Source organism: Streptosporangium sp. NPDC049046, assembly GCF_040649155.1.
Lineage (GTDB): Bacteria > Actinomycetota > Actinomycetes > Streptosporangiales > Streptosporangiaceae > Streptosporangium.
The window spans coordinates 180,967-203,196 of sequence record NZ_JBEZEZ010000005.1; the positions used below are offsets into that span (position 1 = coordinate 180,967).

The 22,230-nt window shown below is 71.3% G+C and carries 20 protein-coding genes; 11 read left to right on the forward strand and 9 right to left on the reverse strand.

Annotation, left to right across the window (positions count from 1 at the left end):
- Window positions 1-148 precede the first annotated feature (148 nt).
- From AB0B96_RS08970 to moaA, 3 genes are read right to left on the reverse strand one after another with little or no spacing between them, the layout of a single operon-like run.
- Window positions 149-406, reverse strand: coding sequence for a DUF6457 domain-containing protein (locus AB0B96_RS08970; protein ID WP_350947693.1), 258 nt, complete (start codon window positions 404-406; stop codon window positions 149-151).
- Window positions 403-1,065: a molybdenum cofactor guanylyltransferase gene (locus tag AB0B96_RS08975; RefSeq protein WP_362897281.1), complete on the reverse strand. Its 663-nt coding sequence runs from the start codon at window positions 1,063-1,065 to the stop codon at window positions 403-405. Before AB0B96_RS08975 ends, AB0B96_RS08970 begins: the two co-directional genes overlap by 4 nt.
- Window positions 1,066-1,095: 30 nt before the next feature.
- On the reverse strand, window positions 1,096-2,085 hold the full coding sequence (gene moaA, locus AB0B96_RS08980) for a GTP 3',8-cyclase MoaA (RefSeq protein ID WP_362897282.1): 990 nt from the start codon (window positions 2,083-2,085) through the stop codon (window positions 1,096-1,098).
- A gap of 181 nt (window positions 2,086-2,266) precedes the next feature.
- Between moaA and AB0B96_RS08985 the strand changes: the two genes are divergently transcribed.
- Entirely contained in the window at window positions 2,267-3,457 is a 1,191-nt protein-coding gene (locus tag AB0B96_RS08985) for an RtcB family protein (RefSeq protein WP_350947696.1), read from the forward strand.
- A gap of 116 nt (window positions 3,458-3,573) precedes the next feature.
- Here the strand turns inward: AB0B96_RS08985 and AB0B96_RS08990 are convergent, their stop codons facing one another.
- Complete coding sequence (locus tag AB0B96_RS08990) at window positions 3,574-4,305, reverse strand: hypothetical protein (RefSeq protein ID WP_362897283.1); 732 nt, start codon at window positions 4,303-4,305, stop codon at window positions 3,574-3,576.
- 185 nt (window positions 4,306-4,490) lie between these two features.
- Window positions 4,491-5,060 (reverse strand): PadR family transcriptional regulator, encoded by a 570-nt coding sequence (locus AB0B96_RS08995; protein WP_362897284.1) that lies wholly within the window; start codon window positions 5,058-5,060, stop codon window positions 4,491-4,493.
- 53 nt (window positions 5,061-5,113) lie between these two features.
- Between AB0B96_RS08995 and AB0B96_RS09000 the strand changes: the two genes are divergently transcribed.
- On the forward strand, window positions 5,114-6,304 hold the full coding sequence (locus AB0B96_RS09000; RefSeq protein ID WP_362897285.1) for an NAD(P)/FAD-dependent oxidoreductase: 1,191 nt from the start codon (window positions 5,114-5,116) through the stop codon (window positions 6,302-6,304).
- A gap of 103 nt (window positions 6,305-6,407) precedes the next feature.
- Here AB0B96_RS09000 and AB0B96_RS09005 read toward each other — a convergent pair whose 3' ends face one another.
- Window positions 6,408-7,277: a UbiA family prenyltransferase gene (locus tag AB0B96_RS09005; protein WP_362897286.1), complete on the reverse strand. Its 870-nt coding sequence runs from the start codon at window positions 7,275-7,277 to the stop codon at window positions 6,408-6,410.
- 157 nt (window positions 7,278-7,434) lie between these two features.
- Between AB0B96_RS09005 and AB0B96_RS09010 the strand changes: the two genes are divergently transcribed.
- Genes AB0B96_RS09010 through AB0B96_RS09020 form a run of 3 tightly spaced genes read left to right on the forward strand, consistent with a single transcriptional unit; the run spans window position 7,435 to window position 10,422 of the window.
- Window positions 7,435-8,748: a 3-oxoacyl-[acyl-carrier-protein] synthase III C-terminal domain-containing protein gene (locus tag AB0B96_RS09010; protein ID WP_362897287.1), complete on the forward strand. Its 1,314-nt coding sequence runs from the start codon at window positions 7,435-7,437 to the stop codon at window positions 8,746-8,748.
- Between the two features lie 7 nt (window positions 8,749-8,755).
- Window positions 8,756-9,412: an isoprenylcysteine carboxyl methyltransferase family protein gene (locus AB0B96_RS09015; protein ID WP_362897288.1), complete on the forward strand. Its 657-nt coding sequence runs from the start codon at window positions 8,756-8,758 to the stop codon at window positions 9,410-9,412.
- Window positions 9,409-10,422, forward strand: a complete 1,014-nt coding sequence (locus tag AB0B96_RS09020) for an NAD(P)/FAD-dependent oxidoreductase (RefSeq protein WP_362897289.1) — start codon at window positions 9,409-9,411, stop codon at window positions 10,420-10,422. The genes AB0B96_RS09015 and AB0B96_RS09020 overlap by 4 nt, the downstream gene beginning before the upstream one ends.
- A gap of 33 nt (window positions 10,423-10,455) precedes the next feature.
- Here the strand turns inward: AB0B96_RS09020 and AB0B96_RS09025 are convergent, their stop codons facing one another.
- Both AB0B96_RS09025 and AB0B96_RS09030 read right to left on the reverse strand, forming a co-directional pair.
- Window positions 10,456-11,313 carry a hypothetical protein gene (locus tag AB0B96_RS09025; protein ID WP_362897290.1) on the reverse strand — a complete coding sequence of 286 codons (858 nt, stop codon included), beginning with the start codon at window positions 11,311-11,313 and terminating at the stop codon, window positions 10,456-10,458.
- A 188-nt stretch (window positions 11,314-11,501) separates the two neighbouring features.
- Complete coding sequence (locus AB0B96_RS09030) at window positions 11,502-13,337, reverse strand: AMP-dependent synthetase/ligase (RefSeq protein ID WP_362897291.1); 1,836 nt, start codon at window positions 13,335-13,337, stop codon at window positions 11,502-11,504.
- A 179-nt stretch (window positions 13,338-13,516) separates the two neighbouring features.
- Here AB0B96_RS09030 and AB0B96_RS09035 point away from each other — a divergent pair, with 179 nt between their 5' ends.
- Both AB0B96_RS09035 and AB0B96_RS09040 read left to right on the forward strand, forming a co-directional pair.
- The gene (locus AB0B96_RS09035; RefSeq protein WP_362897292.1) at window positions 13,517-15,016 is read left to right on the forward strand and encodes an oligopeptide:H+ symporter; all 1,500 of its coding nucleotides are present in this window, start codon (window positions 13,517-13,519) and stop codon (window positions 15,014-15,016) included.
- Between the two features lie 61 nt (window positions 15,017-15,077).
- Window positions 15,078-15,683 carry a trimeric intracellular cation channel family protein gene (locus AB0B96_RS09040; RefSeq protein ID WP_350947707.1) on the forward strand — a complete coding sequence of 202 codons (606 nt, stop codon included), beginning with the start codon at window positions 15,078-15,080 and terminating at the stop codon, window positions 15,681-15,683.
- 72 nt (window positions 15,684-15,755) lie between these two features.
- Here AB0B96_RS09040 and AB0B96_RS09045 read toward each other — a convergent pair whose 3' ends face one another.
- A complete protein-coding gene (locus AB0B96_RS09045; RefSeq protein ID WP_362897293.1) occupies window positions 15,756-17,192 on the reverse strand; it encodes a PLP-dependent aminotransferase family protein in 1,437 nt (478 codons plus the stop codon).
- A 75-nt stretch (window positions 17,193-17,267) separates the two neighbouring features.
- On the opposite strand from AB0B96_RS09045, the gene AB0B96_RS09050 reads away from it, so the two are divergent.
- The 4 genes from AB0B96_RS09050 to AB0B96_RS09065 all read left to right on the forward strand — a co-directional run bounded on the left by AB0B96_RS09050 (window position 17,268) and on the right by AB0B96_RS09065 (window position 22,175).
- Entirely contained in the window at window positions 17,268-17,912 is a 645-nt protein-coding gene (locus AB0B96_RS09050) for a hypothetical protein (RefSeq protein ID WP_362897394.1), read from the forward strand.
- Between the two features lie 9 nt (window positions 17,913-17,921).
- Window positions 17,922-19,682 (forward strand): glycoside hydrolase family 15 protein, encoded by a 1,761-nt coding sequence (locus AB0B96_RS09055; RefSeq protein ID WP_350947709.1) that lies wholly within the window; start codon window positions 17,922-17,924, stop codon window positions 19,680-19,682.
- Window positions 19,683-19,852: 170 nt separating this feature from the next.
- Window positions 19,853-20,107, forward strand: a complete 255-nt coding sequence (locus AB0B96_RS09060; protein WP_362514121.1) for a hypothetical protein — start codon at window positions 19,853-19,855, stop codon at window positions 20,105-20,107.
- Window positions 20,108-20,288: 181 nt separating this feature from the next.
- Window positions 20,289-22,175 (forward strand): dynamin family protein, encoded by a 1,887-nt coding sequence (locus AB0B96_RS09065; protein WP_362897294.1) that lies wholly within the window; start codon window positions 20,289-20,291, stop codon window positions 22,173-22,175.
- The last annotated feature ends 55 nt before the right edge of the window (window positions 22,176-22,230 follow it).

Consider the following 22,230-nt stretch of genomic DNA (forward strand, 5'->3'; position numbering starts at 1 on the left):
GTGCCCTGGTCCCCCGTCGGGGCACTGTTGCCGGCGTTCCGGGCCCCCGTCGGAACGCCGATGAAGCGACGCCGGGTGGTTTGCCCCCGTAACCACCCGGCGTCGCCCTTTTCTCAGACTTTAACAACGAAGCGCCTTTTCTTTGGCGCTATTTGTCACCCAGTGTCTCCGTTGTCGCCTGCTCCCAGCTGCGCGCCAGCGCGGTCAGTCTCTCCACGACGTCCGGCGGCGCCGTACCCGCCCCCTGGGCCACCCCGAGCAGATAGGCCGTGAGCGGCGCGGCCGGCCGGGCCACCCCGTGGGCGACCTCCCTGGTCAGATCCAGCACCTCGTCGCGGTCCACCGTCGCGGGGTCGATGCCCAGCTCCTGGCAGACCAGCGCGGTCCATTCCTTCAGCACGTTCAACTCTCGCTCCTCGTCCGCGGTCGCGTCCGTCCCATGCCGTCGTCGCTCTCGCGGCCGTCACCGGAATCCGCGCCTCCGCCGGGGCCCGGCTCCGCCGTCCGGGCCCGCTGTAGATCGTCCATGGTGTCGCAATCGAACCACGGCTGCCCGGTGAGGTGAACCGTGACCGGGCGGAGCGGGGCGAGCAGCCCGTGCAACGACCGCCCCTCGTAGTGGTCGAGCGCCCGCGCCAGGCTCCGCGTGTGCCACACCCCGGCGAGCCACTGCTCGCGCCCGCCGTCGTCGACGAGCACGGCCCCCGGCCCGCTCGTCCCCGCGGCACCCGCCCCTGCGGCGTCCAGCAGCATCCGCACGTGCTCGCCGGTCAGGAACGGAAGATCGGCGGCGAGCAGCACCACCCATGGCGCGTTCACCTCGGCCAGGCCGGCTCGCAGCGCCGGGACCGGGCCGCCACCGGGCGGGTCCTCACGCCGGAAGATCGCGTGTGGCAGTCCGGGGCGAGGTGGCCCGACGACGATCAGCCGTCCTGCGCCGGGCACGGCGGCGGCCACCGACTCGACCAGCGGGCGGCCGGAGACGCGCAGGCCCGGCTTGTCCCGGCCGCCGAGCCTTCGCGCGAGACCGCCCGCCAGGATGCAGGCGTCGTGACGGGTGGTCATCGGACACCTCCGGGTCTTCTGGCGGGGACCTCAGCCGCCGATGGCGGACATCGGGCGGGACGGCTGCAGGAAGGTCGGATCGTCGATGCCGTGACCGGCCTTCTTGATCCGGACCGCGGATCGCCAGCGCTCGGCGATCTCGTCGTCACCGGCACCCGCGCGCATCGCGGCCCTCAGGTCGGACTCGTCGGTGGCGAACAGGCAGTTGCGGATCTGACCGTCGGCGGTGAGCCGTACCCGGTCGCACGCACCGCAGAACGGACGGGTGACCGAGCCGATCACCCCTACCCTGGCCGGGCCGCCCTCGACGAGGAACAGCTCGGCCGGGGCGCTGCCGCGCTCCGCCGAGTCGGCGTCGGTGAGGGCGACATCGGCCTTGAGCGTGGCGAGGATCTCATCAGCCGTGATCATGTTCTCCCTGCGCCAGCCGTGCTGGGCGTCGAGCGGCATCTGCTCGATGAACCGGAGCTCGTAGCCCCGCTCCAGGCAGTAGCGCAGCAGCGGCACGGCCTCGTGGTCGTTGATCCCGCGCATCAGCACCGCGTTCACCTTGACCGGTCGCAGCCCGGCGGCGTCGGCCGCCTCCAGCCCTTCGAGGACGTCGGACAGGCGGTCGCGGTGGGCGAGCCTCTTGAAGGTCTCGCGGTCGAGGGTGTCGAGGGAGACGTTGACCCGGTGCAGACCCGCGCCGGCCAGGGAGGCGGCCAGCCGGCTCAGCCCGATCCCGTTGGTGGTGAGCGAGACCTGCGGGGCGGGGTCGAGTGCGGTGGTGCGGGCCACGATGTCGACCAGCTCGCGGCGGAGCAGCGGCTCGCCACCGGTGTAGCGGACCTCGGTGATGCCGAGTCGCTCCACCCCGATGGTGACCAGCCTGACGATCTCGTCGGCGGTCAGCAGGTCGGGTTTCTGCAGCCATTCGAGGCCCTCGGGTGGCATGCAGTAGGAGCAGCGCAGGTTGCATCGGTCGGTGAGGGACACCCGCAGATCGGTCGCCACGCGTCCGAAGGAATCCTGCAACACCGGACGCCACCTCTCATCAGTCGCTCACCTGCCGGAACAGGGGACCAGCTTAAGGCCGCCCTCTCTTCCGGCCCCAACGGGCCTCGTTGTTCCAACATCACCATATGACGGTTGATTCCTGACATGCCGCACGATCATGACTTACGGCGCCCGATAAAATGGGTGGGATCTCATGAGGAACGTGGGCAAACTGGATCTCGCAACCAAGGAGATCATGATGCCGAACCAGCCCGCACCGAACCTGGTGTCGTGGGCCAGCGAGATCGACGAAGGTACGATCATGCAGGCTGCGCGCGCCGCCCGTCTGCCGATCGTCTCCGGACACGTCGCCCTCATGCCCGACGCGCACGTCGGCATCGGCGCGACGGTCGGATCGGTGATCCCCACCGAAGGAGCGATCATCCCGGCCGCCGTCGGCGTCGACATCGGCTGCGGCATGGTCGCGACCGAGACCACGCTCACCGCCGCCGACCTCCCTGACACCCTCGACGCGCTGATGCCGCTGGTGGAGAGGCGGATTCCCGCCGGCGTCGGCAAGGGCCACGACGACCCGTCCATGGACCGCGCGCTCGGTGACCTCGGCCGCCCGCACACCGACCTCACCTCCCAGCAGGAGAAGAAGGTGTCCCTGCAGTTCGGCACCCTCGGCTCCGGTAACCACTTCGTCGAGGTCTGCCTCGACGAACGTGACCGGGTCTGGACGGTGCTGCACTCGGGCTCGCGCGGCATCGGCAACCTGCTCGCGACCAAGCACATCGTCGACGCCAAGAAGCTGATGAGGAAGCAGGCGATCGGCCTGGAGGATCCCGACCTGGCCTACCTGGTGCAGAACACACCGGAGTTCACCGCCTACATCGAGGACATGCTGTGGTCCCAGCGCTACGCCATGGCCTCGCGTGCCCGGATGGACAAGGTGCTGGGCGACGCCCTGTTCCGGGTCGTCGGCAAGGGGCGGCGGCTTCGGACGATCAACTGCCATCACAACTTCACACAGCGGGAGACACACGAGGGCAAGGACCTGTGGATCACCCGTAAGGGGGCCATCAAGGCCGACACGGGCGACGAGGGCGTGATCCCGGGCTCCATGGGTACGCGCTCGTACATCGTGCGCGGGCTCGGCAACCCGATGTCCTACAACTCCTGCTCGCACGGAGCCGGCCGCAGGATGTCGCGCAGCCGGGCGAAGCGTGAGCTGACGGCCGCCTCACTCACCGAGGCGATGCGCGGCCGCACCTGGAACGCGGACCGCGCCGCCGCCCTGGTGGACGAGCACCCGCAGGCGTACAAGCCGATCGACCAGGTGATGGCGGACCAGGAGGATCTGGTCACGGTCCAGCACACACTGCGCCAGGTGTTCAACTACAAGGGCTGACCCCGCCGCCGGTCACCGGCGGGACCCGGCGTCTGCGGGGCGGGTCCGCGAGGAATGTGACGACCGCGCCCGCCGGCCCCGATCGGTGACGGGGACGGCGGGACGCGCCCGGGGGGTCAGAGTCCGAGTTTGGGCAGTTCGTCGCTGGTGAAGGTGAGCTTCACGACCGGGGAGGTCTCGTCGCTCATGAAGGCGTAGAAATCGAGGTCCCAGAAGGGGTTGGGAGACTCACCGGGAACGGCGTCCTTCACCCCCTGGACGCCCGGTGTGCCGCTCTTGTGGCGGGCGTACCACTGGTCGACGAAGAAGCAGTCGGACCCGTAGGACTTGATATCGCCCACATCGCCCTCACCGCGTCCCACGACGACGTAGGCGTGGCCGGCGCCCCCTGTGGTGTCGCGGAAGTTGACCAGCTCTACCTTGACGCCCGAGCCGAGCAGCTTGGGCTGGTCCGCGAGCATCCCGATGACGCAGCAGGCGAAGAGCGTGCAGTTGGCACTGGCGAGTCCCCGATAGTTGGCCCGCCCGGTCGCGACGTACTTGCTCTTGATCTTCTCGCGCGCCTCGGCGAACGTGGACTGGGTCACCGGCCCGCCGAGTCCCGCCTCCCTGCCGATCGCCGGCAGGCGCACGGGCTTGAGGTCGGAGAACTGCTGGCCGTCGGGAATGATTTCTGGAACGTTCCCACTACCGGCCGAGACCTCCAGCTTCTTGATGACGACGTCGTCGTCCAGCAGCTGCGGCCAGGGGTTCCACAGCTTGGCCGTGCTCATCTTCGTCTTGCCGATCGCCGCCTGCACGGCCGCCATCCGCGCCTGCTTGGGGGTCAGGTGCGTGGATTGACTCATGGTGATCTCCCGGTTACTTTTCGGAGGAATCACGACACTTCCACCACATTTTTCCGGCGGCAATGGGATGGCCGCATGTGGCCAGGAGAACGGCGTCGGCAAGGATCCGGGCAGACTCCCCCGGCCGCGGGCACGTGTTTTCCGGCAGAGGCGCCGAAGAGGCGGCGCGCCCGCCGGTTCCGGCACTACATGCGATAGTCCCAGTCGAGCAGGCCCGCACGCAGGTCGGCGACGAGGCCGCGGACATAGTCGAGTTCGGCCCCGAGCACGACCCGCTGATACTCGGACTCCACCAGGAAGACACGGGGCAGGAACCTCCCCCCCTCGGTCAGGTCTGCCTCCAGCTCCGACAGCCGCGCCCGCAGAGAGGTCAGGCGCTCCTCGAGCGCGGCGCGGACCTCCTCGGGCGGCAGCACGAGCATGAAGGCGAGCGCGGCGGGGAACTCGGGGAACTCTCGGGCCCGCTCGGAGAGCATCGTCCGCATCCACCGCCGCAGCGTGTCGCGGCCCGCCTCGGTGGGCTCGTAGACGGTCCGCTCCGGGCGGTTCTCCTCGCGCGAGGTCTCGCGGACCGCGATGAGCCCGTCGCGCAGCAGCCGGTCGATGGTCTGGTACACGCTGTTGCGCTGCGCCACGTTGACCACGTCGTCCTTGTGCCGCTCCCTGATCAGACGCTGCATCTGGTACGCGTGCATCGGCGCCTCGACGACCAGGGAGAGCAACGCCATGGCCAGGGGAGATCGCCTCGTAGACATGGCGAACATCGTAGGGGTCGCCATCCAATAGTTATTCTATGTATAGTCATTTTATGACTAAGAAAGCATTGATCATCGGCGGGGGCATCGCGGGGCCGGTGACGGCGATGGCCCTGCGGCATGCCGGGGTGGACTCCGAGGTCTTTGAGGCCTACGACCGCGGATCGGAAGGCGTGGGCGTCTTCCTCACACTCGCGGTCAACGGGATCGAGGCCCTGCGCCTCCTCGACCTGCACGACCTCGTCCGCGACCTGGGCATGGACTCCTCGCGGATGCTGATGCTCAACGGCCGAGGCAGGCCGCTCGCCTCCACCCGGCAGCCCAGCCGGACGCTGAGGCGCGCCGACCTCTACCTGGCGCTGCGCGACGAGGCCGTACGGCGCGGCGTGCGGATCCACTACGGCAAGCGCCTCACCGACGCCTCGGTCACCGCGGACGGGGTACGGGCGGTCTTCGCCGACGGAGGCACGGCCGAGGGCGACCTGCTCGTCGGCGCCGACGGCCTCCGCTCGCGCACCCGCACCGTCATCGACCCCGGCGCACCTCGCGCCCGGCACGTCGGACTGCTGAACACGGGCGGCTTCGCGGACGGCGTCGAGGTGCCGGGCGAACCGGGAACGAACCACTTCATCTTCGGCAGGCGTGCCTTCTTCGGCTACCTTCTCCACCCGGACGGGCAGGTGTGGTGGTTCGCCAACCCTCCGAGCCCCGTTGAGCCCACCGCCGAGGAACTCGCGGCGCTCACCCCCGAGCGCTGGCGCGCCATGCTGATGGAGTTGTTCAGGGACGACACCGGGCCGATGCTCGACATCATCGGCGCGACGGACGACATTCCGGCCGGCTGGAACACCTACGATCTCCCGACCGTGCCGAAGTGGTTCAACGAACGCATGGTGATCCTGGGTGACGCCGCGCACGCGGCCTCACCCTCGTCGGGCCAGGGGGCGTCCATGGCGATCGAGGACGCGGTGGTGCTGGCGAAGTGCCTGCGTGACATCCCCGCCACTCCTGAGGCGTTCGCCGCCTTCGAGAGACTGCGGCGGGCCAGGGTGGAACGGATCGTGGCGCACGGCAAACGCAACGGAAGCGGCAAGGCGCCGGGAGCCGTCGGCGCCTTTCTCCGCGACCTCACGCTCCCCGCCATCATGCGGCAGGTGGACAGGAGGAACGCACTGGCCTGGATACACGACTACCGGATCTCCTGGGACGACCCGGTGTCCGCGCCACCGGCGACGACTCGCTGAACCGCGAGGGGGACGGTCGCCTCGGCCGGACCTCTTCGGGAACGGACCAGGACGCGAGCCTGCCGGGAGCCGACGAGCCGGATGAGGGCCGGGTGCGGGCCGGTCAGAGTGCAGTGATGGCGGTGCCCCGCGCGAGCAGCAGGACGACGTCGACCGCGGCGACGGCGATCGCCGCGGCGAAGGGAACGCGTGAAGAGCCCCGGCCCAGTGCCAGCCCTCCGGCGGTGAAGGCCCCCGCCACGGCCAGGGCGGCCCAGCCGCCCACGCCCGGAGGGCCCGGGGGCCCCAGCACGAGCAGAACCGTCGCGGCCAGCAGGGGCACCGGGATCAGAACACGGACACGAGCGACGCCGAGTCTCTGCGGCCAGCCCCTCACCCCGGCGACGAGGTCCGCGGGGATGTCGGGCAGCACGTTGGCCAGGTGCGCTCCGCAGCCGAGCAGCGCGGCGGCCGTCACCGCCCACCAGGCGGGCCACGGATGTCCCGGCAGGCCCAGGGTCACGAACCCCGGCAGCGAGCCGAACCCCACCGCGTACGGCAACCAGGACAGCGCGGTCGCCTTGAGCCCGAGGTCGTAGGCCCACGCCGCGGCGACGCCGACCAGGTGGACGGCGCCGGCGGCGGGCCCCGAGGCGAGGGAGAGCGGCACGCAGAGCACCAGCGCCGCGATGGCGGCGACCCACACGGTACGGACGCTCACCGCGCCGGAGGCGACCGGCTTGCCGGTGCGGTGAGCGGCGGCGTCCCGCGCCGCGTCGACCGCGTCGTTGCACCAGCCGATCGAGAGTTGCCCCGTCAACACGGCCGCCGCCACCAGGACGCACCCGGCCGCGTCGCGCCCGCTCGCGACGGCCAGCGCGGTCACCAGGACGGTGACCGCGACGGTCGGCCCCGGGTGACAGGCCAGCGACAACCCCCGTACGGCCCGGAGCAACGGCCGGGTACCCAGGCGCGATGGACCGCTCGTCGTCACCCGTCGATCGTAGGCGGGAATCTCACGAAGCCCGAACGCGACTCCCTGCCGTACCTGAGCGCTTTGAAAACGGGCACAGAGGACTTCGTGACGCATGCAGTACACAGCAGGTGGGCAAGAGGGAGGTGTCCGCTGTTCGCGAGCCGGGGGTCGATAAATGACGCGAATCATCGCTGTCCGCGGTGCGCTCCCGCCGAACCGCCACTCCCAGTCAGAGATCACCGACGCGTTCGCGCGAGCGTGCCTTCCCGAGGGGGCCAGCCGACGGCTGCTCGACAGGCTGCACGCCTCCGCGCGGGTGGAGGCACGGCACCTGACGCTGCCGCTCGAACGGTACGCCAAGCTGGACGGCTTCGGTGCGGCCAACGACGCGTTCGTGGAGACGGCCGTGGAACTCGGCGCCGAGGCGGTGGGCGGGGCGCTGGAGGACGCGGGGGCCGCCCCCGAGGACGTGGACATGATTCTCTTCACCTCGGTGACCGGTGTCGCGGCGCCCTCGGTGGACGCCCGGCTGGCCGGACGGCTCGGGCTGCGCCCGGACGTCAAGCGGATGCCGGTCTTCGGCCTGGGCTGTGTCGCGGGAGCCGCGGGTGTCGCCCGCCTCCACGACTACCTGCGCGGCTGGCCGGACCACCTGGCGGTGCTGCTCTCGGTCGAGCTGTGCTCCCTCACCCTGCAGCGCGGTGACGACTCCATCGCCAACATGGTCGCGAGCGCCCTGTTCGGCGACGGGGCGACGGCCGTGGTGGCCTGCGGATACGGGTGGCGGTCACGGCGTTCCGGGCCGTCCACGACCTCCCGCGCCACCGGGGCGGGCGGCGCGTCCGCGACGACGCGGCCCGCCGGGCCCGCCGGGTCATCTCCGCCGAACAGCGCACCCGCCCCGCACCACAGGCTCCCCCTGTCCAGCCCTTCCATCCCGTCGGCGTCCTCGGGATCCGTCTCGGGATTCGTGAGGTCCTCCCCCGTGACGCACCGGCTGCTCCCCGAGCCCGCCGGCTCGTACGGAGTTCCCGAGGCGCCGGTCGCGATGGCGGGACCGACGGTGGTGGCCTCGCGCAGCCACCTGTATCCCGATTCCGAGCACGTGATGGGCTGGCACGTCGGCGACACCGGCTTTCGGGTGGTGCTCGACGCGAGCGTCCCCGACGTGGTGCGCACCTATCTGGCGGACGACGTGCACGGCTTCCTGCGCGACCACGGCCTGCGGGTCGAGGACGTGACGGCGTGGGTCTGCCACCCGGGCGGCCCGAAGGTTCTGGAGGCGGTGGCGGAGACGCTGCGGCTTCCCGAGGACGCGCTGGACCTCACCTGGCGCTCGCTCGCCGCGATCGGGAACCTGTCCTCGTCCTCCGTCCTGCACGTCCTGCGGGATACGCTCGCCCTGCGGCCGCCGCCGCCGGGCACGCCGGGGCTCCTCCTCGCGATGGGGCCCGGCTTCTGCTCAGAACTCGTACTGCTGCGCTGGTAGGAGCCCGATGTCCTGGCATCTGTCGTCCTGGTATCCACTGCTCGTGCTGCTCGTCGGCTTGGAGCGCGTCGCCGAACTGGTCGTCGCCCGCCGCAACGCGCGCTGGAGCATGGCGCGCGGCGGGGTGATGTCCGGGCAGGGACACTACCCGTGGATGGTCGTCCTGCACACCGGCCTGCTCGCCGGATGCCTGTTGGAGGCGGGCCTCGCCGACCGGCCCTTCGTGCCCGCGCTCGGCTGGCCGATGGTCGTCCTGGTGGTCGCGGCGCAGGGCCTGCGCTGGTGGTGCATCACCTCCCTGGGCCCGCAGTGGAACACCCAGGTCATCGTCGTGCCCGGCCTGACGCTCGTGGAGCGCGGCCCCTACCGGCTGCGGTGGCTGCGCCATCCCAACTACGTCGCGGTCGCCGTCGAGGGCGCCGCGCTGCCACTGGTGCACAGCGCGTGGGTCACCGCGCTGGTGTTCACCGTGCTCAACGCCGCGCTGATGGTGGTGCGGATCCGCTGCGAGAACGACGCCCTGGCCTCACTCGCCACGGCGCCACCCGTCACGACCTCGTCGACCGTGCCGTCCACCGCGCTGTCCACCGGGGCGGTGACCCGGCCGTCGAAGGACGCGCCGGCCACCGACGCTCCGCCGGGCGCCGGCGGGACACCGACGTGATCGACGTCCTGATCGCGGGCGGAGGCCCGGCCGGTCTCGCCACCGCCATCCACGCCGCCATGGCGGGGATGGAGGCGGTCGTCGTCGAGCCCCGCGCCGTCCCGGTGGACAAGGCGTGCGGTGAGGGGCTGATGCCCAGCGGGACCGCCGCCCTGGGGGCGCTGGGAGTTCGGGTCGAGGGCAGGCCGCTGCGCGGCATCCGCTACCTGGACCGGCGGCACGAGGTGGAGGCGGCGTTCCGCGACGGGTCCGGCCTGGGCGTGCGGCGGACCGCGCTGCACGCCGCTCTGGCCCTGCGTGCGCGGGAGCTGGGCGTGCAGGTCGTGCCCGGCAAGGTGGACGGCGTACGGCAGGACGGCGACGGGGTCGAGGCCGCGGGCCTGCGTGCCCGATGGCTGGTGGCCGCGGACGGCCTGCACTCCCCGTTGCGCGCCCTGCTCGGGCTGGAGCTGCCGGGACGCGGGCCGCGCAGGTACGGGCTGCGGCGGCACTACCCGGTCGCGCCGTGGACGGACTTCGTCGAGGTCCACTGGGCGGCGGACGGCGAGGCGTACGTGACGCCGGTGGGCGAGAACCTGGTGGGCGTCGCCGTGCTGAGCTCGCGGCGGCGCGGCTACCCGGAGCACCTGGCGGACTTCCCCGCACTTCTGGAACGACTGCGGGGACCGGCGGCGACCCCGGTGCGCGGGGCCGGGCCGCTACGCCAGCGGGTACGCGCCCGGGTGGCCGGGCGGGTGCTGCTCGTCGGCGACGCGGCCGGCTACGTCGACGCGCTCACCGGGGAGGGGGTGTCGCTCGCGCTGACGTCCGCGCGGTTGCTGGTGGACTGCCTGCGGGCCGGCACCCCCGAATCGTACGAGGCCGCCTGGTTGCGGCTGTCCCGGCGCCACCGGCTGCTCACCGGGGCGCTGGTGGGCACCCGCAGGTACCGGACGGCGGGACGGCTCATCGTCCCGGCCGCCCGGCGGATGCCCTCCCTGTTCGGCGCGGCGGTGCACGCCCTGGCCTGACCCTCACCGGTGCGGCGCCTACGGGAGACACCCCTAGCGCGAGACCTGGTGGACGATGCCCAGCCTCGGGGCGTAGTGGTTCGTGCCCTGGAAGCGGATCCGCCATTCACCACCCGTGCGATCGTCCACGGCCCTGGTGAAATGTCCCCGGGAGTCGGTCGTGGCACCGGCCACCTTCTTCCACTGGGCCTTCTCCCCCGGCCGGTGCAGGATCTCCACGGGCTGGCCGGGGAAGGGCGCGTAGTCGAGGTCCCCCTGGGGATCGACCCTGTTCAGCACGCCCGTCACCCGTACGCCCGAACCCTCTCTGACGGCCTCGACCCCGCCGAACCTGGTCAGGCGTTTCAGCAGGAAGCCCGTGTGCCCGGTCACCTCGGCGCCGTCCGCGCCTTTGGCGGTCACCGAGACCGTCCAGGGTCCCGCCGGGTACCAGCGGTTCAGGCTCCTCTCCGGGGCGAACCGCCAGGTCTCCCAGCCCGTTGCCGGGCGGGAGCCGCCCTCTTGGCTCGTCGCCCCGGCCGCGCCGGGGGCGAGGCGGGCGGAGGAGGCCGGGCCGGGCACCGGACCGGGCGCGAGGGCAGGGCCCCGGCCGGGCCCCGGCCGCGCGGGCGTCCCCGGGCGGGACGCGGTGACGGGGAAGGAGGTGTGCGCCGAGGCGGGAGGCGCGCCGGGCTCGACCTTGATCCTCACCCCCTCGGGGCCGGTGACCCCCCGGGCCACCACCTCTATCACCATGCGCACGGAGTCGGCGGGCCCGACCACCGGGGTCGCGGGGCGCAGGGTCACCGAGCGGATCGTCAGGTCCTCGACGGCCGCAACCGGGGCTCCTGCCGGTACCGGCAGGGTCGCTGCTCCGGCCGCCAGGGAGGCGAGAAGAACTCTCATCGTCATGATCAGGACGCTAGGAGGCCGCCGGTAACAAGCAGGTAGAGGACACACGCCCCGTTGGGCAAAGCGGGGACCGGCCGCCGTGACCGTTTTCCGGCAGGGCCCCGCGCCCGGGAGGGAGGGTGCCCGGGAGGGAGGGTGCCCGGCGCCCGGCGACGGCGGGCGCCGGGCGGCTCGTGGACGGCCCGCGATCAGCTCTCGTACATGCCGTCGATGATCTCCGCGTACCTGGAGTGGATGACGCGGCGCTTGAGCTTCAGGCTCGGGGTGAGCTCCGCGCTCTCGGCCGTCCACTCCACCGGCAGCAGGCGCCAGCGCTTGACCTGCTGGACGCGGGCCAGCTTCTCGTTGGCGGCGGCGATCGCGCCCTCGACGGCCTTGAGGACGTCGGGGTGCTCGGCGAGGTCGGCCAGGGTGGTGAACGAGATGCCGTTGGCCTGTGCCCAGCCCGGGGCCACCTCGCCGTCGAGGGTGAGGATCGCCACCGGGTACGGCCTGCTGTCGCCGTAGGCGAGGGCCTGGCCGATGAGCGGGTGCTCCTTGAGGTGGTTCTCGATGTTGGCCGGGGAGATGTTCTCCCCCCCGGAGGTGATGATGAGCTCCTTCTTGCGGTCGACGATGCTGACGAAGCCGTCCTCGTCGATGGAGCCCACGTCTCCGGTGTGCAGCCAGCCGTCCTCGTCGAGGAGTTCGGCGGTGGCCTCGGGGCGCCCGAGGTAGCCGCGGGTGTTGGCCGGGCTGCGGGTGATGATCTCACCGTCCTCGGCGATCCTGACCTCGACGCCGGGACCCGCCTGCCCGACCGTGCCGAGCTTGAAGCGCTCGGGGGCGTTCGCGGTAAACGCGCCGGTCGTCTCGGTCATGCCGTACACGTCCAGGATCCGCAGGCCGAGACCGGCGAAGAAGCGCTGGACCTCCAGCGGCATGGGCGCGGCCGCGGTGGCGAGCCAGCCCGCGTTGTCGAAACCGATCATCGACCGGATGATCGAGAGCAGGGCGGCGTCGGCCTGCTCGTAGGCGGCCAGGACCTCGGGCGAGGGGGTGCGCCCGTACTGGTTGGCCTCGACGTAGGCGAGCCCGGCGGCCATCGCCCCGCGCACGCCCTCCTGCTGCTCCTCCGGCTGGGTCGCCAGCAGTGCCTGCAGGCGGGCCATCATCTTCTCCCACACGCGTGGCACGCCGAAGAACAGCACCGGCTTGACCTGGCCGAGGGTGGCGCCGAGCTGGGTGAGGTCGGTGCAGAAGTGGGTGTGGGAGAACTTGAAGAGCGGCAGGTAGAGGCTGAGCACCCGTTCGGCGATGTGCGCGTAGGTGAGGTAGGAGATCTGGGTGCCGTTGTTGGGCAGGTCGGCCATCCGGGTGGTGGCCACGACCTCGAAGAACACGTTGGAGTGGGTGAGCGGCACGCCCTTGGGGTTGCCGGTGGTGCCCGAGGTGTACAGGACGGTGAGAACGTCGTCGGCGGTCACCGCCCGCCAGCGGGCGTCGACGGCCTCGGGGTCGGCGGCGAGCGTCTCGCGGCCGAGGGCGAGGAAGTCGTCCCAGGAGAGGAAGCGGTCGCCGGCCGGGGCGCCCTCCAGCACGATGACCTTGCGCAGCCCGGGGAGTTCGTCCAGGACCGGCTCCCACCTGGCCAGGTCGGCCGGTCCGCCGAGCACCGCGATCCTCGCCCCGACGTCACCGGCCACGAAGGCCACCTGCTCCGGGGCGAAGGTCGAGTAGACCGAGCAGGACACCCCACCGGCGTGCACCGCGCCCAGATCCGCCAGCACGTGCTCGCTGCGGTTGACCATCATGAGCGCGACCGCCTCGCCGGGCTCCAGCCCGAGAGCGGCGAAACCGGCCGCGATCTCCAGGACCCGCTGCCTGGCCTGGGAGTATGTCAGGGTCGACCAGCCCCCCTCCACCGGGTCGGAGTACGCCGGCGCGTCGGGGTTGCTCTCGGCCGCCTCCTTCAACTGATCGCAGACCGTACGGCCCGCGATCTCCCGCTCGATCGCCGCACGCTCCTCAAGGACACCGGCCATGACGTGCCTCCTGAAAGTGTTCACTTGCACGAGTGGCATGCATCGCACCACACGCCGTTCCCCTCGGACAACCCCTGCGAGAAAGAAGAAACGCCCCGTCGCACCGCCGTCTTTCCCGCGCGGACAGGGGATGTACGTAGAGTTAGCCTCTGATCACGCGATGACGTTCGGGGGGACGCATGCCATCGGGGAGACGAGTTCGCGAGAAGACCTTCTTCGGGCACCCGCGCGGCCTCGCCACGCTGTTCGGCACCGAGATGTGGGAGCGCTTCAGCTGGTACGGCCTGCGGGCCATCCTCGCCACCTTCATGGCCACCTCCCCCGCCACGGGCGGCCTCGGGCTGACCCAGCAGACCGCCCAGGCGATCATCGGCATCTACGGCGCCCTCATCTATCTCGTCGCCCTGCCCGGGGGGTGGATCGCCGACCGGATACTCGGCGCCCGCAGGGCGGTGCTGTGGGGCGGCGTCGTCATCATGTTCGGCCACATCAGCATGGCCATCCCGGTCAGCGGCGGCGTCTTCGTCGCGCTCGGCCTGCTCCTCATCATCGCCGGGACGGGGTTGCTGAAGCCCAACATCTCCACGATGGTCGGCAAGCTCTACCCCCCGAACGACGACGCGCGCAGGGACGCGGGCTTCTCGATCTTCTATCTCGGCATCAACATCGGCGCCTTCGTCGCCCCCATCGTCGTCGGCCGGCTCGCCACGGGCGACCGCTGGCATCTGGGTTTCGGCGCGGCGGCGGTCGGGATGGCCCTGGGCCTGACCCAGTACGTGCTGGGCGCGCGCCACCTCATGGGCGTGGGCGAGCGGCCCGGCCACCGGCTGACCTCGCGCGAGCGCCGGCACTTCGCCCTCGCCCTCGTCGCGGCCGTCCTCGTGGCGGGTGGCGCCCTGGCCGCGTGGGTGGCCTCGGGCACTTTCAGCCTCGACACCTTCGCCCTGGTGATGACGCTGCTCATCGTGGCCGTGCCGGTCCTCTACTTCGGCTACATCCTGCTGGGCAGCCACAACCTGACCGACGACGAGCGCTCCCGGATGAAGGCCTACGTCTGGCTCTTCGCCGCCGCCGCCGTCTTCTGGATGATCTACGATCTGGCCCCGTCCGTGCTGCTGTTCTTCGCCCAGAACAACACGGACCTGTCGCTCTTCGGCCTGTCGATCACCCCGGCGACCACCCAGGCGTTCAACCCGTTGTTCATCATGATCTTCGTGCCGGTCTTCGCGGCGCTCTGGGTCCGGCTGGGAGACCGGGTGACCGCTCCCCACAAGTTCTCCCTGGGACTTCTCATCAACGGCCTCAGCTTCATGATCATGGCTCTCGCCGCCATGCTGGCCCAGGCCGGGAGGATCTCGGTGTGGTGGCTGGTGCTGGTCTACCTCGTCCAGGTCTTCGGGGAGCTGGCGCTGAGCCCGGTCGGGCTCTCGGTCACCACCAAGCTCGCCCCCGAGGCGTTCAAGAGTCAGATGCTCGGGCTGTGGTTCCTCTCCTTCTCGGTGGGCGACGCGGTGGGCGGGCAGACGGGGCGGCTGAGGAACCACATGTCGGAGCCCGCGTACTTCCTCACCCTCGCCACGATCTCCATCGTGGCGTCGCTGGTGCTGTTCGCGTTCGCCGGCAGGCTGCATGCGATGATGCGCGAGCATCGGACGCCGAGCACGGCTCCGCCACGCTGATGGCCCCTTCGATCCCACGGAAAGCCCATATGTCCGGTCATGGGATGATTTATCTGTGAATATGGTGCTCGATCTCGTCGGGATCTTCGTCTTCGCCCTCTCGGGCGCCCTCGTCGGTGTACGCAGGCGGCTCGACGTGGTGGGCATGGCCGTGCTGGCCGAGATCACCGCGCTGGGCGGCGGGATCCTGCGCGACCTGATCCTGAACGTACGGCCCGCGGCCTTCTCCAGTGTCGGCTACGTGGTCGTCCCCCTGGTGGCCACGGTGATCGTGTTCTTCTGGCATCCGCACGTCGAGCGGGTGATGCCCGCGGTGAACGTCTTCGACGCCGCGGGACTCGGCCTGTTCTGCGCGGTCGGCACCGAGAAGGCGATGTACTTCGGCCTCACCCCGCTGCACGCCGTCCTGCTCGGGGTCACCACCGCGGTCGGCGGCGGCATCCTGCGCGACATCCTCGCCGGGCAGATCCCCACCCTGCTGTACGACCGCCAGTTGTACGCGGTGCCCGCCATGCTCGGCTCGGCACTGATGGCGTCGCTCTACACCCTCGCCCTGCACGGCTGGCCGGCCACGCTGTCCGCCGCACTCCTCGCCTTCGGGCTGCGGATCGCGGCCATGCGGCTGAAACTGCGGGCCCCGCTGGCCAGGGGCGTCACCTCGGAGTGAGCCGCGCGCCCCGCCCTGCCGCAGAGTGCCCCGTCGGCCCACTCGCCGCCTCGCGGGGATTCACAGGGCCGTTCACAGGGCCGGAGTGAGGGGTTCGGCGGGCCGGGTGCCGTACGCGCCCCTGATCCTGGCCTCGGCGATGCGCCGCACCGCCTCGACGAGGACCTGAGGTGGGTGGGTGAAGGGGAGGCGGAGTCTCCCCTCCAGGGTGCCGTCCACGCCGAACCACTGGCCGGGGGCGAGACGAACCCCCTGGCAGGCGGCCGCGTCGGCGAGCGCGGTGGCTGTGGGGCCGGAGAGCCGCACCCAGATGGAGCCGCCACCCGCGGGCAACGTGAAGCTCCAGTCGGGCATGCGCGCCGCCAGCTCCGCCGCCAGGACGTCCCTGGAGGCGCCGAGGAGACGGGCCCGCTCGGTCCTGGCCTCCTCGATGTCCTCGAACAATCCGGCCACCACCAGTTGCTCGAAGAGAGGGCTCGCGATGTCCACGGAGGCGCGGAGCATCGCCAGGTGACGGACCGTGGCGGCGGTGGTGCGGATCCAGCCGATGCGCAACCCGCCCCACCACAGCTTGGACGCCGATCCGATGGTGATCACTCTGCCGTCGGTGTCGAAAGCGGCCAGCGGCGTGACCTCGGGCCCCTTGTCGATCGCGAGCTCGCCCCAGCTCTCGTCGACCACCAGAGTGGTGCCGTACCGCCTCGCCGCGGCGGCCAGGGCCGCCCGCGCGGTGTCGTCCATCAGATGCCCGGTCGGGTTCTGGAAGTCGGGGATGACGTACGCGAGGCGGGCGGCCGACTGGCGCATCGCACAGGTCAGCAGGTCCAGGTCACGCCAGCCCTCGTCCGGCACGCCGACCGGGACGATCCTGGCGCCGCGCATCCTGGCCAGGCCGATGACGTGCGGGTAGGTGGGCGACTCCAGCAGCATCGGGTCTCCCGGCGAGAGCAGCATCGCGGTCACCAGGTGGATGGCCTGCTGGGCGCCGGTGGTGACGAGGATCTGCTCGGGCCGGGTGGCCACCCCGCGCGCGGTGTAGCGGGCCGCGATCGCCTGGCGCAGCGGAGCGATCCCGACCGGGTCGTAGCCCATGCCGAGTGTGTAGCGGGGATACTGGCCAGCGGCGGCGGCGATCGCGTCGGGCAGCGACGAGATCGCGCTCGGGGCCGCGGCGTGCAGCGGCAGCAGCCCGTCGTCCACGGCGGCGATCCACGGGTTGTCGGCGCCCAGCGAACCCGCGTCGGGCAGCGCGGTCCAGCTCCCCGCCCCCTGCCTGCTCTCCAGGTATCCCTGCTCGCGGAGCAGGTCGTAGGCCGAGGTCACGGTGGTGCGGCTGACGCCCAGGGCCTCGGCGAGGTGCCGCTCGGCGGGCATGCGCACCCGCACGGGCAGTCGCCCGTCGAGGACCAGCGACCGCACGGTCCTGGCCAGGACCCGGTAGTACGGCCTGGCCGCGGGGTCGATCGCGAGGAGGCGGGCGAGCTGGGTACCGCTGAGATACCGGTCCATGGTGGCCATCATAAAACCACTTCTCGAAATTGGCCCTTTCAATCCGGCCACGTGGACTGGACGATTAACGCCATCATGAGCGAACTCTCCCTGTCCACCGTCGCCTCCCTTCCCAACCGGCTCACCCGCCTGTACACGGGCCTCGCCCTCTACGGCGTCGGTGTCGGCCTGCAGATCGAGTCGCGGCTGGGCGGCAGCCCCTGGGACGTCTTCCATCAGGGGCTCTCCATTCACATGGGCCTCTCGATCGGCACCTGGATCATCATTGTGGGCGCCCTGGTCATGCTGCTGTGGATCCCGCTGCGGCAGAGACCGGGCGTGGGCACCCTCAGCAACGTCGTCTTCCTCGGGCTGTTCGCCGACGCGGCCATGTGGCTGCTACCGACCCCGGACGCGCTCGCCGTGCGCTGGACCTACCTCCTGCTCGCCGTCGTGGCCACCGGCGCGGCGACCGGCCTCTACATCGGCGCCGGGCTCGGCCCCGGGCCACGCGACGGCCTGATGACCGGACTGAACCGTCTCGGCCTGTCCATCCGCCTGGCGCGCACCGTCATCGAGGTCACCGTGCTGGTGGCGGGCTGGCTGCTCGGCGGGACCGTGGGGGTGGGGACGCTGGTCTTCGCCCTCGCCATCGGGCCGCTGACCCAGTTCTTCATGCCCAGGACGCGGCCGGGCGCCCGGTTTCTCCGGAGGCCGCCACAGACCGTGCGGAGGCATTAGCGTCGAGGCATGTGGATTGAGGACTACGCTCTCATCGGCGACATGCAGTCGGCGGCCCTGGTCGGCCGGAACGGCTCCATCGACTGGCTTTGCCTGCCGCGCTTCGACTCGCCCTCCTGCTTCGGGGCGCTGCTCGGCGACAGGGAGAACGGCCAGTGGTGGATCGGTCCCGCGCACGCCGAGCGTCCGCGCGCCACCCGGCGCCGCTACCGGGGCGAGTCCCTCATCCTGGAAAGCGAGTGGGACACCCCGGACGGCACGGTCAGGGTGACCGACTTCATGCCCACCCGGCACACCAACCCCGACCTGGTGAGGATCGTGGAGGGCGTGTCCGGGACGGTGCGGATGGCCACAGAGATCCGCGTCCGCTTCGACTACGGCCGCATCGTGCCCTGGGTGCGCCGCAGCGACGGCCTCCTGCAGGCCATCGGCGGACCCGACTCCGTGTGGCTGCACTCCCCCGTCCCACTGGAGGGCGGCGACTACGCCCACCGGGCGAAGTTCGAGGTCTCCGAGGGCGACAGCATGGCGTTCGTCTTCACCTGGCACCCCTCGCACGAGCCCAGGCCCGTCGAGATCGACCCGTACGAGCAACTGGCCGAGACCGATTCGCTGTGGGCCGAGTGGGTCGAGGGGTGCACCTACCAGGGGCCATGGCGCGAGGCCGTGGTCCGCTCGCTCATCACGCTCAAGGCGCTCACGTACGCCCCCACCGGCGGCATCGTCGCCGCCCCGACCACCTCGCTGCCCGAGGACCTCGGCGGCGTCCGCAACTGGGACTACCGCTACTGCTGGCTGCGCGACGCCACCATGACCCTGGACGCCCTGATCGGCGCCGGATACCTGGAGGAGGCGGGCGCGTGGCGGTCCTGGTTGCTGCGGGCCATCGCGGGCCGCGCCCAGGACCTGCAGATCATGTACGGCGTCGCGGGGGAGCGCAGGCTGACGGAGCAGGAGCTCGACTGGCTGCCCGGCTACGAGAACTCCCGGCCGGTCAGGATCGGCAACGGCGCGGTCGACCAGCTCCAGCTGGACGTCTACGGCGAGGTGATGAACTCCCTGCACCTGTCCCGCATCTCGGGCCTTGAGGCGGATCACCGGGCGTGGACCCTCCAGTACGAGCTGATCGCCTACGTCGAGAAGCACTGGGAGGACGCGGACGAGGGGCTGTGGGAGGTCCGCGGCCCGCGCAGGCACTTCGTCCACTCCAAGGTCATGTGCTGGGTCGCCGTCGACAGGGCGATCAAGCAGGTGGAGTCCTTCGGCAAGTCCGCCCCGCTGGCGCGCTGGAAGGAGCTGCGCGACCGCATCCACGCCGAGATCTGCGACAAGGGCTTCGATCCGGTGCGCCGCACCTTCACCCAGTCGTACGGCTCGCAGGAGCTGGACGCGGCCCTGCTGCTCATCCCGATCGTCGGCTTCCTGCCCCCTGAGGACCCCCGCGTGGTCGGGACGGTGGAGGCGATCCAGCGCGAGCTGATGGTCGACGGCTTCGTGCTGCGCTACCCGGTCTCCCCCGACAACGACGTGGACGGCCTGCCCGGCGGTGAGGGCGCGTTCCTGGCGTGCAGCTTCTGGCTGGCCGAGGCCCTGGCGATGATCGGCCGCAAGGACGAGGCCGTCGAGTTGTTCGAGCGCCTGCTGGCACTGCGCAACGACGTCGGCCTGCTCGCCGAGGAGTACGACCCCCGATACGGCCGGATGGTCGGCAACTTCCCACAGGCGTTCAGCCACGTTCCGCTGATCCACGCCGCCCGCGCGCTCAGCTGAGCCGACACCCCTCAAGCCCTTTCATCCCAATTCATCCCTTTTGCTCCGAATAAGTCGTGACGGACAGCCGACTTTTCGGAAATTTGCTAAGAAATCTGGGATCTGGCTGCAACAATCCGGTGCGATCGTGACTCTCACCCGATGTAACACCACCGGAAAGGAACGAACCAATGAGCGATTTCGACGTGACCACCACCGATCTGGTCGACTACGACGGCGACGGGAGCACCGACGCCCAGCTGATCGACGTCGACGGTGACGGTCTCGCCGACGAGGAGCGCTACGACATCGACGGTGACGGCGTCACCGACGTCGTCTACCTCGACCACGACGGCGACGGCTACATCGACGAGACCCGCGTCGACCTGAACGGCGACGGGGTCGCCGACTACACCGAGACCGTGGGCCCCTTCCCGACCGTCTGACCGAAAGAGAACGGCACGAGCCCGTGTGATCTCACCGAGAGGGGACCCGGATCCGGGTCACACGGGCGGGCCGACGAGGAAGGCTTGCGATGAGGACGCGACCCGCGTTCCCTCCCCCGTTCCCGGTCCGGGCGACGCCCGCCGAGAGCGGGAACACGCCGGGCGGCCGGGACGGTGAGGTGTGAACACCGGACCGGCGGACCTGCTGCGCCGCCTGTGCGACACCACCTCGGCCAGGCTTTCCGGCGCCGAGCTGCGCGAGCGGGTGGGGCAGGTGCGCGCCGGCCTCGACGCGCCGCTGCGGGTCGCGGTGGCGGGCGCGGTGAGCAGCGGCAAGTCGACGCTGGTGAACGCGCTGCTCGGGCTGCCCGTCGCCCCGGTGGACGCCGGTGAGTGCACCTTCGTGGTCACCCAGTACGAGTACGGCGAGGACGACGGCCACATCACGATCGAGCTCACCGACGGCGGGGTGGCCCACTCCCGGCTGCTGCCGGGGCACCGGCTCCCCTCCGAGTTCGGCGTCGACGTGGCCGGGATCCGACGCCTGCGGGTCACCCTGAACCTGCCGTCGCTACGCACGATCACCATCGTCGACACCCCCGGTATGAACACGGTGACGGCCGCCAACGAACGGGCGGCCAGAAGCATGCTGTTCGGCTCGGGAGACGAGGACGACCGCGCGCAGGCGATGATCTACGTGCTGCGTTACGTCCAGAAGTTCGACGACACCACCCTCGCCGAGTTCCGCGGGCTCACCGACGCCTGCGGAATGAGTTGTGTCAACACCCTCGCCGTGCTCGGCCAGATCGACCGGCGCGGCGACGAGGACGACCCGTGGCCGACCGCGAGGCGGCTGGCCGCCAAGGGGTACGCGGACCTGCGCACCTCCGTCTTCGACGTGGTCCCGGTGATCGGCCTGCTCGCCGAGACCGCGCGGGCCCGCCCGCTCGGTGCCGAGGAGGCCGAGGCCCTCACGGCGCTGGCCGGGCTCGACGAGGACGACCTGGAGGACTACCTCCTGGACCTGGACGACTTCCGCTCGGCGCCCGAACTGCCCGTACCGGCCGAGGTGCGGCACCGGCTGGTGGAGCGGCTGCACCGCTACGGCATCACCAGCGCGGTGGACGCGGTGCGCGCGACCGGATCCGCCGACCCCGAGGCGCTCTCCGCCCACCTGCTGGAGCGCTCGGGCTACTCCTCCGCCGGCCGGGCCGCGACCGGCTCGGTGGCCGCGGGCATCGCCCACTTCGCCCGCCGCGCCGACCAGCTGAAGGCACTCGACGCGCTCACCCGGCTTCGCGCGATCGCCCGCACACCCGCGATGGGGGCCGACCGCGCCACCCTGGACGCGCTGGCGGCCCAGCTCGACGAGAACCGGCCGATCGCGACCTCCCTGGGCGGCCTGCGGATCTTCACCGCCGCCGAGGCGCTCGGCCGCGGCGCGCTCGTGCTGAACGAGGAGATGACCGCCGAGCTCCTGCGCCTCGCCCGCCACGACGACCCCGCCGGACAGCTGGGCCTGCCCGCGGGAGCCCCGGCCGCGGAGATCGCCGCCGCGGCCACGGCGGCGGCGATGCGCTGGCGCACCCTCGCCATGATGAGCGAGGGCAGGACCGGCGGGCACCGGGCCAGGGACGTGCTGACCGTCCTGGAGGACCTCGTCTCGGCGGCGCTGGACGAGGTGGCTCTACAGGAGGCGGCTCTGGAGGAGGCGTCGAACGGGGCCGCGCGGGACGGGCGGGCGTCCTCCGCGAGTGCCGGGGGCGCCGAACCGCTCCCGGTGGTCCGGGTGGACCCCGCCGCGATCGAGGCGCTGCGGGCCTCCCCGATGGTCCCCGCCGACGACCGGCGGGCCCTGGAACTCCTCCTTTCCGGATCCGAGCTGGCCACCCAGCTCGGGGCGCCGCCCGGGGCACCGCGCGCCGAGGTCGCGGGGTACGCCGCCGCCCTCAGTGCCCGGTTCCGCACCCTCACCCACCGGCCGCTCTCCCTGCGGCAGCGGCGGGCGGCCGAGACGCTGTGCGAGGCGTACGAGACCATCTGGTCGCACTACGGCGACGGTTCCTGAGTACGGCCCCGGCCCATCCCCCGCGACACCCGACCATCCCCGACAGGAGAGCACG

Bases quoted from the DNA above. Each gene is read 5' to 3' on its own strand.
- AB0B96_RS08975 (WP_362897281.1), bottom strand. From the start codon at position 1,065: ATGACCACCCGTCACGACGCCTGCATCCTGGCGGGCGGTCTCGCGCGA.
- AB0B96_RS08990 (WP_362897283.1), bottom strand. From the start codon at position 4,305: ATGAGTCAATCCACGCACCTGACCCCCAAGCAGGCGCGGATGGCGGCC.
- AB0B96_RS08995 (WP_362897284.1), bottom strand. From the start codon at position 5,060: ATGTCTACGAGGCGATCTCCCCTGGCCATGGCGTTGCTCTCCCTGGTC.
- AB0B96_RS09000 (WP_362897285.1), top strand. From the start codon at position 5,114: ATGACTAAGAAAGCATTGATCATCGGCGGGGGCATCGCGGGGCCGGTG.
- AB0B96_RS09010 (WP_362897287.1), top strand. From the start codon at position 7,435: ATGACGCGAATCATCGCTGTCCGCGGTGCGCTCCCGCCGAACCGCCAC.
- AB0B96_RS09015 (WP_362897288.1), top strand. From the start codon at position 8,756: ATGTCCTGGCATCTGTCGTCCTGGTATCCACTGCTCGTGCTGCTCGTC.
- AB0B96_RS09025 (WP_362897290.1), bottom strand. From the start codon at position 11,313: ATGACGATGAGAGTTCTTCTCGCCTCCCTGGCGGCCGGAGCAGCGACC.
- AB0B96_RS09030 (WP_362897291.1), bottom strand. From the start codon at position 13,337: ATGGCCGGTGTCCTTGAGGAGCGTGCGGCGATCGAGCGGGAGATCGCG.
- AB0B96_RS09035 (WP_362897292.1), top strand. From the start codon at position 13,517: ATGCCATCGGGGAGACGAGTTCGCGAGAAGACCTTCTTCGGGCACCCG.
- AB0B96_RS09040 (WP_350947707.1), top strand. From the start codon at position 15,078: ATGGTGCTCGATCTCGTCGGGATCTTCGTCTTCGCCCTCTCGGGCGCC.
- AB0B96_RS09045 (WP_362897293.1), bottom strand. From the start codon at position 17,192: ATGGACCGGTATCTCAGCGGTACCCAGCTCGCCCGCCTCCTCGCGATC.
- AB0B96_RS09050 (WP_362897394.1), top strand. From the start codon at position 17,268: ATGAGCGAACTCTCCCTGTCCACCGTCGCCTCCCTTCCCAACCGGCTC.
- AB0B96_RS09055 (WP_350947709.1), top strand. From the start codon at position 17,922: ATGTGGATTGAGGACTACGCTCTCATCGGCGACATGCAGTCGGCGGCC.
- AB0B96_RS09060 (WP_362514121.1), top strand. From the start codon at position 19,853: ATGAGCGATTTCGACGTGACCACCACCGATCTGGTCGACTACGACGGC.